The 12,525-nt window shown below is 74.7% G+C and carries 10 protein-coding genes; 8 read left to right on the forward strand and 2 right to left on the reverse strand.

Annotation, left to right across the window (positions count from 1 at the left end; genetic code table 11):
• The first annotated feature begins 50 nt into the window (after window positions 1-50).
• Window positions 51-1,208 carry a helix-turn-helix domain-containing protein gene (locus FAF44_RS28100; protein WP_237106292.1) on the forward strand — a complete coding sequence of 386 codons (1,158 nt, stop codon included), beginning with the start codon at window positions 51-53 and terminating at the stop codon, window positions 1,206-1,208.
• A 100-nt stretch (window positions 1,209-1,308) separates the two neighbouring features.
• Window positions 1,309-2,097 (forward strand): type I methionyl aminopeptidase, encoded by a 789-nt coding sequence (gene map, locus FAF44_RS28105; protein WP_237106293.1) that lies wholly within the window; start codon window positions 1,309-1,311, stop codon window positions 2,095-2,097.
• Window positions 2,098-2,115: 18 nt separating this feature from the next.
• On the opposite strand, the gene FAF44_RS28110 is transcribed toward map, so the two are convergent.
• Together FAF44_RS28110 and FAF44_RS28115 are read right to left on the reverse strand one after the other, a co-directional pair.
• Window positions 2,116-3,315, reverse strand: a complete 1,200-nt coding sequence (locus FAF44_RS28110) for an FAD-dependent oxidoreductase (protein WP_237106294.1) — start codon at window positions 3,313-3,315, stop codon at window positions 2,116-2,118.
• Between the two features lie 15 nt (window positions 3,316-3,330).
• Entirely contained in the window at window positions 3,331-4,161 is an 831-nt protein-coding gene (locus FAF44_RS28115; RefSeq protein WP_237106295.1) for an alpha/beta fold hydrolase, read from the reverse strand.
• Between the two features lie 67 nt (window positions 4,162-4,228).
• Between FAF44_RS28115 and FAF44_RS28120 the strand changes: the two genes are divergently transcribed.
• The 6 genes from FAF44_RS28120 to FAF44_RS28145 all read left to right on the forward strand — a co-directional run.
• On the forward strand, window positions 4,229-5,104 hold the full coding sequence (locus tag FAF44_RS28120) for a helix-turn-helix domain-containing protein (protein ID WP_237106296.1): 876 nt from the start codon (window positions 4,229-4,231) through the stop codon (window positions 5,102-5,104).
• Between the two features lie 116 nt (window positions 5,105-5,220).
• Window positions 5,221-6,264 carry an iron-siderophore ABC transporter substrate-binding protein gene (locus FAF44_RS28125; protein ID WP_237106297.1) on the forward strand — a complete coding sequence of 348 codons (1,044 nt, stop codon included), beginning with the start codon at window positions 5,221-5,223 and terminating at the stop codon, window positions 6,262-6,264.
• A gap of 4 nt (window positions 6,265-6,268) precedes the next feature.
• Complete coding sequence (locus FAF44_RS28130; protein WP_237106298.1) at window positions 6,269-7,306, forward strand: iron ABC transporter permease; 1,038 nt, start codon at window positions 6,269-6,271, stop codon at window positions 7,304-7,306.
• Complete coding sequence (locus tag FAF44_RS28135; protein ID WP_237106299.1) at window positions 7,303-8,340, forward strand: iron chelate uptake ABC transporter family permease subunit; 1,038 nt, start codon at window positions 7,303-7,305, stop codon at window positions 8,338-8,340. The genes FAF44_RS28130 and FAF44_RS28135 overlap by 4 nt, the downstream gene beginning before the upstream one ends.
• On the forward strand, window positions 8,337-9,158 hold the full coding sequence (locus tag FAF44_RS28140; protein WP_237106300.1) for an ABC transporter ATP-binding protein: 822 nt from the start codon (window positions 8,337-8,339) through the stop codon (window positions 9,156-9,158). Before FAF44_RS28135 ends, FAF44_RS28140 begins: the two co-directional genes overlap by 4 nt.
• A gap of 69 nt (window positions 9,159-9,227) precedes the next feature.
• The coding region (locus FAF44_RS28145) for a CHAT domain-containing protein (protein WP_237106301.1) at window positions 9,228-12,525 on the forward strand (3,298 nt) is incomplete at its 3' end.

Raw genomic sequence — 12,525 nt, forward strand, 5'->3', positions numbered from 1 at the left:
ACGAGATCACGCACGCCGCGCCGCTACAGGTGTCGCACGAGGAGCCGCCCATGCTGGACCCGACGTTCCAGGACGTGCTGGAGGAACTGGCCGATCGGCTCGGCCACGCGCTGCTGGTCGACTCGCCCGACGGCCGGCTGATCGGCTACAGCACCCAGGGCGACGCCGACCCGGCCCGGGTCGCCTCGATCCTGGCCCGCCGGGTTCCCCCGGAGCTGCGGCGCTGGCAGAACCGGCACGGCATCGCCCGCGCCACCGCGCCCGTACGGCTGCCGGCCAACGCCGAGCTGGGCATCCAGGCCCGGTTGTGCGTCCCCATCAGGTACGGCGGCCGCTCCCTGGGCTACCTGTGGATCCCCGGGGACGACCCGGCCGCCACGCCGGAGGCGGCCACCCGCGCCGCCGCCGAACTGGCCCACCACCTCGCCCCGGCCTCCGGGGACCGCGACCACCTGAGCCGCGACCACCTGACCCGCCGCCTCCTGGTCTCCGACCACTCCGGCGCGAACGCGCGCGACGACCTGGCCGCCCTGGACCCGTCGCTGCTGGACGGCGAGGTCGTCGTGAGCGTCGCCGTGCCGGTCGGCCGGGGCGGGGCGCGGGTCCGCGCCCTCACCCCGGCCGAGTACGCCCGTCTCGGCACGGACCTGCCGCGCGCCCTGCGAGCCGATCCGGCGTGCGTCGGCAGCTTCGTCACCGCCACCCACGCGGTGGCGCTGTCCAGGCATCCGGCCGCCCGGCCCGAACGGCTGGACCGGGCGTTGCGCGCGAGCGCCCGCGGCCCGTTCGCGATCGGCGTGGGTGATCCGGTCCGGTTCGAGGCGGAGGCGGTTCGCCGCTCCCACACGCAGGCCAGGGCGGCGGCCGAGGTGGCTGCCCTGGACCCGGCCCTGCCGCGGGTCCTGCCCTGGTCGGGCGCGGGGCCGTACCGGATGTTGCTGCGGATGCCGGCCCCGCGCTCCGACGCCGTGCTCGCGCCGCTGGAGCGGGCCGCCGACGCGGACGTCCTGCTGGGCACTCTGGAGACGTACCTCGACCTGGCCTGCGACGCGCCGGGCACGGCGGTGCGGCTGCACGTGCACCGCACCACGGTGTACTACCGGCTGGGCCGCATCGCCGGCGTCCTCGGCGCCGACCTGCGGGACGGCCTCGTCCGCACCCACCTGCACCTGGCGCTCAAGGCCCGCCGCCTGGCCGGCCGATCCTGACCGCCGACCCGGCGGCAGCCGCCACGTGTTGGTATTTCTATACCGGCCAGTGCTAGGGTGCCGGTATAAAAATACCAACATCCTGTGACGCGAGGTATTCGTGATCGAACTGAAGACGCCCGCGGAGATCCAGCGCATGCACGTGGCCGGGCGTTTCGTGGCCGAGGTGCTCTCCGAGGTCGGACGGCTCGCCGACGTGGGCGTCAACCTGCTGGACCTGGAGCACCACGTGCGCGGCATGATCGAACGGCGTGGGGCGGAGTCGTGCTACTGGGACTACTCGCCGTCCTTCGGGCGCGGCCCGTTCCGCAACGTCATCTGCCTGTCGGTCAACGACGCCGTCCTGCACGGCCTGCCCCACGACTACACGCTGCGTGACGGCGACGTGCTCAGCGCGGACCTCGCGGTCGGCATCGACGGCTGGGTGGCCGACTCGGCGCGCACGGTCATCGTCGGGACCGCCGCCGAGGAGGACCTGCGGATCATCCGCGCCACCGAGGAGGCGCTGGAGGCGGCGATCGAGACGGCCCGTCCGGGCAACCGCGTGGGCGACATCTCGGCGGCCATCGGGGCGGTCGCGCACGCCTACGGCTACCCGGTCAACACCGAGTTCGGCGGCCACGGCATCGGCCGCACCATGCACGAGGGGCCCCACGTCTCGAACCAGGGCCGGGCGGGGCGCGGCCTCACGCTCCGGCCGGGCCTGACCCTCGCGATCGAACCCTGGTTCGCCCGGACGACCGACCGGATCGTCTACGACCCCGACGGCTGGACCATCCGGTCGGCGGACGGCTCGCGCACGGCCCACTCCGAGCACACGGTCGCCGTCACCGAGGACGCCCCCCTGGTGCTCACCCGGCGTGACCAGGAGGGGGCCGCTCCCGCGTAGGACGCCCCGGCGCGGCGGTCAGCGCGGCGGGTAGTCCTCGACGGTCATGGAGTCGTAGACCCGGGCGGTCCCCGTGGTGAGGCGCAGGAGGGCGCGGCGGGGCCCCGCGGGCAGGGCGGAGATCAGCCGGGCGCCCCGGGCCAGCCCCAGCGTGCCGAGACGGGACGTGGGGACCACCGTCTTCGCCGCGCTCAGCGCGGCCTCGCGGCTGCCGCGCACGGGTTCGGCCATCGCGCGCTCGTAGGCGGGGAAGGCGCGCTCGTGGTCGCCGTCCGCCCGCGCCAGCTCCCCGGCCAGCACGTACGCGCCGACGACGGCCAGGGTGGTGCTGCCGCCGACGGCCGGTCCCGGGCTGTAGCCGGCGTCGCCGACGAGCGTCACCCGGCCCCGCGACCAGGTGTCCATGCGGAGCTGGGTGATCGAGTCGAAGTAGAACGCCGGGGTGCGGTCGAGCTCGTCCAGCCAGCGGTCCACGTCGGCGTGCAGGCCCGCGAACACGCCGCGCAGCAGGTCCTTCTGCCCGGACACGTCGCGGTGGTCGCCGGGCTCGCGCTCGCTGCGGAACAGGAACAACGCCCGCGCGCCGCCCAGGCGCGGCGAGCCGTACATGCCGGCGGTGCGGCCGACGCCGACGTGGATGCGGATCTCGCCGTCGGGGGCGGCGAAGCCGGGCAGGGCCAGCACGCCCAGGTAGGCCCCGATGAAGGTCCCGAAGCGGGACTCCTCGCCGAAGACGAGGCGGCGCACGTCGGAGTGCAGCCCGTCCGCGCCGACGACGAGGTCGAAGCGGCGCGGCGCGGCGTTCTCGAACCGCACCTCGCCGTCCGGGGCGATCGCGGTGATCGAGTCGCCGAAGACGTACTCGACGTCGTCGCGCGTGGCGTCGTAGTAGATCTCGATCAGGTCGTCGCGCATGATCTCGACGTGCCGCTCGGAGGCGACACCGAAGATCCTGGAGAGGTCCACCGAGACGGGACGCCGCGCGCCCTCCCGGACGACGGTCATCCGGTTCGCGCCGGTGGCCCGCTCCTCGATGCGCGGGAGCAGGCCCATCTTCTCCGAGATGTCCACCGCGGGCCGGAAGAGGTCGACCGCGTGGCCGCCGGTCCTGCGCGGCGCCGGGGCGCGCTCGACGACGGTGACGGAGAAGCCGTGCCTGGCGAGCCAGTAGGCCAGGACCGGACCGGCGACGCCGGCCCCGGAGATGAGGACGCGCATGTCCCCTCCTTTCCCTCAGCTCGCCCGTACGGAATGGAGCGCGGTGAAGGCCAGCAGGGGAGCGGCGGTCCGCGGTGGGTCCTCCAGCAGGGGCGAGTGCCCGAGACCGGGCAGCAGTTCGACCGTCGCGCCGGGAACCGTCCGGTAGCCGGCGGCCGACGAGGAGCGCCATCTGCGGTCGTCCGCGCCGAAGATCACCAGCAGCGGCTTGCCGAGGACCTTCAGCCGGTCCGGGAGCGTGCGCTGCTCCAGGTAGGCGCGGGTGGCCAGCATCGTCGAGGTGAACGAGTGGTAGGTCATGGCGCGCACCTCGTCCAGCAGGTCATGCGGGATCCGGTAGCCCGCGCGGCTGAAGCCGGTGCTCGCGAACCGGCGGAGCTGCTCGTCGGTCGGCGGCCACTGGGCGGGGCCGATCGGGGCGGACTCCGCGGGGATGAAGGCGTCCAGGCTGGGGCCGGTGTTGACGAGCGCGAGCGCGCTCACCAGGCCGGGACGCTCTTCGGCGAGGGCGGTGGCGACCGCGCCGCCGCTGGAGTGCCCGGCGACCACGGCGTGCTCGACGCCGAGCCGGTCCAGTGCCGCGCCGATCCGGCGCGCCTGCTGCGGGAGCGCGTAGTCGCCGTCGGCGGGTTTGGCCGACCGGCCGTGCCCGAGCAGGTCGATCCGGATGACCCGGTGGGCTCCGGTCAGCAGGGGAACCATCGGCTCCCACGATCGGGCCGAGGACGCCGACCCGTGGATGAGCAGGAGTGCGGGGGCGTCGCGCGGGCCGTCCTGGCACACGTGGAGCTCGCCGCCGTCGGGGGGCGGGGCCGGCGGGTACGGGCCTTCGTCGGAAACAGTCATGAGCCCACTGTCCCCGCCGGCATAGGCCCCCGGATTGGACGAATGTTCCCGCGCCTACCATGGTGTCGTGCGGACGTTCGTGCACGGTGCGGCGGTGTGGGAGGTCGCGACCCCCCGGCGGCCCAGCCGGGTGGCCGGCGTCACCATGGCCGGGTTCGGTGTCCGTGCCCTCGACGCGCTCCAGATGGTCCCGCACCCGGCCGTGACACTGCTCGTGGAGTTCGGCGCCGGTTCGCCGGTCATCGACGGCGTCGCCGGGCAGGAGCAGCGGGGGAGCATGGCCGCCCCGCCCGGGTTCGGGTCCGGCGGCGCGGTCCGGGTGCGGGGCGAGAACGTCGAGTGCGTGCAGGTGCGCCTGTCGCCGGTGATCGCCCGCGCGGTGCTGGGCGCGTCCCCCGCCGACCTCGGCGGCGTGGCCGTGTCCCTGGACGACCTGTGGGGCCGGGAGGCGGCCCGGATCCGCGAGCGGCTGGGCGGGGCCTCGTCGTGGCAGGAGCGCTTCGCGGTGACGGACGCGCTGCTGGCCCGCCGGCACGAGGCGGGGCCGCCGGTGGACCCGGAGGTGGCGTGGGCCTGGCGCCGGATCGTCGGCAGCCGGGGCCTGGCCCGGGTCGACGGGCTCGCGGCCGAGGTGGGGTGGAGTCGCAAGCGGCTGTGGTCCCGGTTCCGGTCGCAGCTCGGCCTGCCGCCCAAGCGCGCGGTGAAGCTGGTGCGCTTCGACCATGCCGTGCACCGCCTGGTCGCGGGTGAGGGGGCGGCCGGGGTGGCGGCCGACGCCGGTTACGCCGACCAGTCCCACCTGCACCGCGACGTCATGGCGTTCACCGGGGCGACGCCCGCGACCGTGACGGTCGAGCCGTTCCTCGCCGTGGACGACATCGCGTGGCCCGGTCCGCGCGACGATTTGTCACCATCGGATGGGATTCGTCCGGTAATGCTGTAGGTTAGCCTTACCTAAGTGATTCAAGTCCAGGTTGTGGCCTGTGCGACGCCCGTGCCCTGGTGGCAGACGGGCGCCCGCCGCCCACCACGACGGTGACAACGTACAAGGAAACATCAATGCCGTTCAGGTTCCCCCGCGTGCGCGCCCTCTCCGCCGTCGCCGCGACCGTCGTGCTGGTCCTCACCGGCTGCGGCACGTCCGACCCCAAGCCCGCCGACTCCGCCGCGCCGGCGGCGCCCACGGCGAGCGGCGCGTTCCCGGTGACGATCGACAGCGCCCTCGGCCAGGCGACGATCACCGAGCAGCCCGAGCGGATCGTCACGCTGGGGCAGGGCTCCGCGGAGACCGCGATCGCGCTCGGCCACACCCCTGTCGGCATCGAGAGCTACGAGTGGGGCAGCGACAAGACCGGCTACCTGCCGTGGATCCACGAGGCGGTCACGAAGGCCGGCGGCACCCTGCCCAAGCAGTTCGCCGGCGGCGAGAACATCGACATCGAGGCCATCGTCGAACTCTCCCCCGACGTGATCCTGGCCCCCTGGTCCGGCATCACCCAGGACCAGTTCAAGATCCTCTCCGACATCGCGCCCACCGTCGCCTACCCGGACCTGGCGTGGAGCACGAACTGGGACCAGCAGATCGAGATCATCGCCAAGGCGCTGGGCCGGCCCGGCAAGGCCGCGGAGCTGATCGCGGACATCAGGCGGCGACTCGCCGACGCGGCCACCACCCGGCCGCAGTACAAGGACGTGAGCTTCTCCTACATCTACACCTCCGGCCCCGGCACCCTCGGCGTCTTCATGTCCGAGGAGCAGCGGGTCGAGATGGTCACCTCGCTCGGCCTGACCGTCGACCCGGTGGTCAACACCTTCGAGGAGACCAAGGGCACCGACTCGGCCGTCATCGGCCTGGAGAACGCCCAGAAACTGGCAGAGAGCGACCTGATCTTCACCTTCTACAGCGACGCCAAGACCCGCAAGGAGGTCGAGGCCCAGAAGCTGTACGCGGCCATCCCCGCGATCAAGCGCGGCTCGGTGGTGGCGAGCGACGACCAGCCGTTCGTCACCGCGTCCTCGATCATCAACCCGCTGACCGTGCCGTGGGTGATCGACCGCTACCTGCCGCTGATCGACGAGGCGGTCGGCAAGCTCGACCGCTGACCCCGTGACCGTCACCGTACCGACCGGCCCGGCAGGGGCGGGCGCCGCGCGCGCCCGCCCCTCCCGGCTCGTGTGGTTCCTGATCGCCGGCCTGGCCGTGCTCGCGCTGGCGACGCTGGCCAGCATCGCCTTCGGCAGCCTGCCGACCACCCTCGGCGACGCCGTGGACGTGCTGCGCGGCACCGCGGACGCCAACACCACCGCGGTCGTCGAGAGCCGCTACCCGCGCACCGCGCTCGGCCTGCTGGCCGGCCTCGCCCTGGCCGTCGCGGGCACCCTCATGCAGGGCATCACCCGCAACCCGCTGGCCGACCCCGGCCTGCTCGGCATCACCGCCGGGGCCTCGGCCGGCGTCGTCAGCGCCACGGCCTTCCTGGGCGTGTCGGGCCAGTGGAGCACGGTGTGGTGGGCCCTGCCGGGCGCGCTGCTGGCCGGCGTCCTCGTGCACGTCATCGGTTCGGCCGGGGCCGGCGCGGGCGTGGTCCGGCTCGTCCTGGCGGGCGCGGTCGTGTCCGCGGTGCTGGCGGCGTACGTGCAGGCGGTGACCCTGGGCATGCCGAAGGTCTTCGAAAGCTACCGCTACTGGGTGGTCGGCGCGCTCGGCGGGCGCGACTTCGAGGTGCTGCTGTCCGTGCTGCCGGCGTCCGGGCTGGGGCTGGTCATGGCGGTGCTGCTGGCGCCCGCGCTCAACACGCTCGCGCTCGGCGACGAGTCGGCCGCCGCGCTCGGCGCGCGGCCCGGCGTGACGCGCGCGCTCGGGCTCGTCTCGGCCACGCTGCTCAGCGCGGCGGCGACCGCGGCCGTCGGGCCCATCGCCTTCGTCGGGCTGGCCGTGCCGCACATCGTCAAGGCCGTCGTCGGCGCGGACGTCCGGGCCCAGATCGTCTGCTCGGCCATCCTGGGGCCCGCGCTGCTGCTGCTCGCCGACGTGGCCGGGCGGCTGGTGCTGCGTCCGCACGAGCTGATGGTCGGGGTGGTGACGGCGTTCATCGGCGCGCCCGCGCTGCTGCTGGCCGTACGGAACATGAAGGACGGCACATGAGCAGGCCCAAGGGGTTCCTCGTGCTCGGGCGGGCGGTGGCGGTGCCCGTCTCGCGCGTCTCCGCCGTCACCGGCCTCGTCCTGGTCGTCCTCGTGCTCGCCGCCTGCGTCGCCACGCTCTCCCTCGGCCGCCTCGGCATCCCGCTCGCCGACCTCGCGGGCGCGCTCACCGGCGGGGCGGAGGGCAAGACGGCGTTCGTGCTGGAACGGCTGCGGGGCCCGCGCCTGGTCGTCGGCGCCGGCACCGGGGCGGCGCTCGGCCTGTCGGGCGCGTTGTTCCAGACCGTCACCCGCAACCCGCTGGGCAGCCCCGACGTGATCGGCCTGGCCGCCGGGGCGGGCGCGGGCGCGGCGGCCGTCGCGCTGCTGCTGCCCGGCGCGGTGCCGGTGCCGCTCGGCGCGCTGGCGGGCGCGGTGCTCGCCGTCACCCTGGTGTACGTCTCCACCGGCACCGGCTTCCGCAACGCCGGCCGCCTCATCGTCGCGGGCATCGGCGTCTCGGCGATCGCGGTGGCCTTCATCCAGTACGTCGTGTACGCCGTCGAGCGCGACAAGGCGACCGTGCTGACGGCGTACGTCAACGGCAGCCTGTCCGCCCGCTCCTGGGAGCACGCGGCGACCATCTGGATCGTCCTGCTGGTGGTGACCCCCTTCGCGGCGGCCATCGCGGGCCGGCTGGGCCTGGCCGAACTGGGCGACGAGACGGCCGCCATGCTCGGGGCCGAACCGGGTCGCACCAGGACGGCGGCCGTGGCCCTGTCGGTCGTCCTGTCGGCGGCGGCCGTCGCCGTCGCCGGCCCGATCGCGTTCATCGCGCTGACCGCGCCGCAGATCGCCCGCCGCCTGACCCGCGGCACCGGCCCGCACCTGATGCTCTCCGCCCTGACCGGGGCGCTGCTGCTGGTGCTGGCCGACCTGGCGGCACAGCAGCTCCCGCTGCCCGGCAGCCTGCCGGTGGGCATCTACACGCTGGCCCTCGGCGGCCTGTACCTCGGTTACCTGCTGATCCGCGAATGGAAGAAGGGCACGCTATGAGCACGACCGCGACGGGCGAGACGTCGAGCGGCCTCGGGGCGCGGAACGTCACCGTCTCCTACGGCGGCGACCCGGTCGTGCGCGACGTGAGCCTGGACATCCCGCAGGGCGAACTGACCATGATCATCGGCCCGAACGGGTGCGGCAAGTCCACCCTGGTCAAGGCGCTGGCCCGGATCATGAAGCCGGACCACGGCCAGATCCTGCTGCACGGCCGCGACCTGTGGTCCTACCGGGGCAGGCAGGCCGCCCGGCACGTCGCCCTGCTGCCGCAGAACCCGGTCGCCCCGGACGGCATCACCGTGCGCGGCCTGGTGCGCCGCGGCCGCTACCCGCACCACACGCTGCTGCGGCAGTGGTCACCGGACGACGACGCCGCGATCGGCTTCGCCCTGGACCGCACCGGACTGAGCGACCTGGCCGAGGCGCAGGCGGCCAGGCTGTCCGGCGGCCAGCGCCAGCGGGCCTGGATCGCGATGGTGCTCGCCCAGCAGACGGACCTGCTGCTGCTGGACGAGCCCACGACCTTCCTCGACATCGCCCACCAGTACGACCTGCTCGAACTCTGCCGCGAACTGCACCACGAGGGCAGGACGATCGTGACCGTGCTGCACGACCTCAACCAGGCCGCCCGCTTCGCCTCGCACCTGATCGTGATGAAGGACGGCCGGGTGGTCACCCAGGGACCGCCCACGCAGGTGCTGACGACCGACCTGGTCGCCGAGGTGTTCGGCCTGGCCTGCGACATCATGCCCGACCCGCGCACGGCCACGCCGATGGTCATCCCGCACGGCTCCCTCCCGGACGACGCCCGCTGACCGCCGCGTCCGGGACGGGGACTCGGCTCGCCATTGCCACGGGCGGCTCCGCCGGACCAGGATCGTGGGATGGACTTGGAGCGTCTGGTCACCTCGGTCGAGTCGTGGCTGGAGCACGCCTACGCGAGCAACGATCCCGCACCGCTCATGGCCCCCGAGCGGCTGGCCGAGATCGGCCGCCTGCGCGAGCTGGACGCCGGGCCGGCCTACCGCTCCCGCCTCGCGAAGTGCTTCTACCACCTCGGAGCGGCCTTTCTCGACCAGCACACCGCGACCGGCGACCCGCGGGCGCTCGCGGCGGCCGTCGAGGCGGCCAGGAAGGCGCTGGACCTCATCGGCCCGGGTCACGCCCGTCGCGGCGACGCGCTGGAGGTGCTGGCCGCGTGCCTGCGCTCGTCGTACGACCTCGATGGCGGCACCGAGACGCTGGACGAGGCGATCGCGGTGCATCGCCAGGCCCGAGACGAGCCGCCCGGCCGGCCCGGGATCCAGGCGGACCTCGGCCGGCTCCTGCACGTCCGCCACCAGCTCACCGGCCGGCCCGAGCCGCTGGACGAGGCGGTGGACGGGTGCCGCCGGGCCGTCGGCCTCCTCCCGCCCGGCTCGCCGCTGCTCCCCGGGCACCGGGGCGTGCTGGGGAACCTGCTGCTCTCCCGCTACTGGCTCGACCGGGAGCCGGGCATCCTGACAGAGGCGATCGGCCTGCTCCGCGCCGGATACGACGCGATCCCTCCGGGCGCCGCCGGCCACGAGGAGCCCGCGGCCAACCTCGCCGCCGCGCTGTCGGCGGCCTACCACGACCTGGGGGACGTCGCCGCCCTGGAACAGGCCATCGACGTGCTCACCGGGGCCCTCACCGGCACCCCGCCCGACCGTCCCCAGCACGCCGAACCGCTCACGAACCTCGCGGGCAACCTGTACTCCCACTACCTGCACGGCGGGGACCCGGCCACCCTGGACAGGGCGATCGACGCGGGCCGGCGCGCCGTCGCCGTCTGCCCCGCCGGGCACCCCAACCGCTTCATCGCCCTGGCCGGTCTCGGCATCACCCTCCAGGCGGAGTACGAGCGCGGCGGGAACACCGCCGTCCTGGACGCGGCCATCGAGGCGAACACCGAGGCCCTCGCTCTGGTGCCGGCCGACTCCGCCCACCGCACGGCGGTGCTGTCGAACCTCGGCGCCAACCTGCAGTCCAGGTATCTGAGCCAGGGCGACCTCGCCGTGCTCGACCGGGCGATCGACGTCACCAGGGAGGCGGCCGGCGCGACCGCGCCCGGACGTCCCCACCGCGCCATGTACCTGTCCAACCTGGCCAGGGCGCTGCTGTTCAGGTTCGAGCACACACGCGAGCTGGGCACGGTGAACGAGGCCGTCGAGGCGTGCCGGACCGCCGTCGCCGAGACCCCCGAGGAGCATCCCGCCTACGCGGGGCGGCTGGGCAAACTCGCCGACGCGCTGCGCCACCGTCACGTGCGTACCGAGGACCTCGCCGCCCTGACCGAAGCCGCCGACGCCGGCCGCGCGGCCATCGACGCCACGGAACCCGGCCACGCCGACCTCCCCGGACGGTTGTCGATCCGCGGGGAGATCCTCCGGCTCCTGCACGCGCGCACCGGCGACCCGGCGGCCCTGGACGCGGCCGTCGACACGTTCGCCCTGGCCGTGGCCGCCGCGCCGCCCGACCACGCCGACCTGGCCATGTACCTCACCGCCCGGTGCGTCACGCTGCGCACCCGGTACGAGCTGACCGGCGAGGCCACCGACCTGGCCGGCGCGGTCGAGGCGGGACGGCGGGCCGTCGCGGTCGTCCCCCGCGACCATCCCTACCGCGCCAGGTACCTGTCCGCGCTCGCCGCGACCCTGAAGCGGCGACACGACGCCGAGACGCCCGGCGCCACCTGGTCACCCCTCCTGGAGGAGGCGATCGGGCTGGCGGGCCAGGCCGCCGACGCCGTCACCGCCACCACGTCCACCCTGCTGGCGGCGCGCCGGGAGCTGGCGGACCTGTGGATGGCGGCCGACCGGCCGCTGGAGGCGCTGGCCGCGTACGAGCGGGCGATCGCGCTGCTGCCCCGGCTCGCGCCACGCCACCGGGACCGCGCCGACCGCGAGCACGGCCTGGGCGACATGTCCGGCCTGGCCGCCGACGCCGCCGCCGCGGCCATCGCGGCCGGCCGCCCCCACCACGCGGTGGAACTGCTCGAGCAGGCGCGCGGCATCCTGTTCGGGGAGCTCATGAGCGAGCGCGGCGACCTGCTCCGCCTGCACGACCACGCGCCGGAGCTGGCCGGACGGTTCGAACGGCTGCGCGCCGAGCTCGACGCCGGCCGTCCCTACACCCTCGACCTCGCCCGGCGGCAGGAACGACTCGGCCAGGACTGGGACGACCTGCTCGCGCGGATCAGGGCGGAGCCCGGCTTCGCCCGCTTCCTGCTGCCGCCTCCCATCGACGAGCTGCGCCGCCAGGCCGGGCCCGGCCCCGTCGTGGTGCTGAACAGCAGCCGGCACCGGTGTGACGCGCTCGTCCTCACCAGCGACGGCGACCGTCCCGTCCGCCTGGTTTCGCTTCCCGCCCTCAGCAGGGACGACATCGTCTCCCAGGCCGGCCGCCTGCACGCGGCCATCGCCGATTCCAGGGGCGACCGGAGGCGGTGGCGGCCCGCCCAGCAGGCGATCGCCGACGTCCTGGCCTGGCTCTGGGACGCCGTCGTCGCACCGGTGCTGACCGGCCCGGAGCCGGTGGGCGCGGGCCGCGTGTGGTGGTGCCCGGTGGCCGAGCTGACCGCGCTGCCCCTCCACGCCGCCGGCCGTCCCGGCAGCCGCGAATCGGCCCTCGACCACGTCGTCTCCTCCTACACCCCGACCATCCGGGCGCTCGGCTACGCGCGCGACCACGCCGGCGCGGCGGCCCGGGACGGCGGGCCGGTCACCGCCCTGATCGTCGCCATGCCCGAGACGCCGGGCGCGACCCGCCTGCCCAAGGCCGGGCAGGAGGCCGGGCACGTGGCCGCCGCGTTGCCCGGCTCGGCGGTGCTCACCGGCCCGGAGGCGACCTACGCGGCGGTACGCGACGGCCTCCCCCTGCACCCGGTCGCCCACCTCGCCTGTCACGGGGTCAGCGACCTGGCCGACCCCGCGAGCAGCCGGCTGCTCCTGCACGACCACGCCGAACGACCGCTCACCGTGGCCGCGCTCTCCCGGCTGCGCATCGCCGGGGCCCGGCTGGCGTTCCTGTCCGCGTGCAGCACCACCGCCGGCGGCGACCGCCTGCCGGACGAGGCGATGCACATCACCACGGCCTTCCAGCTCGCCGGGTTCCAGCAGGTGATCGGGACGCTCTGGCCGGTCAACGACACGATCGCCGCCC

The organism is Nonomuraea sp. MG754425 (assembly GCF_021699195.1).
Classification (GTDB): domain Bacteria; phylum Actinomycetota; class Actinomycetes; order Streptosporangiales; family Streptosporangiaceae; genus Nonomuraea.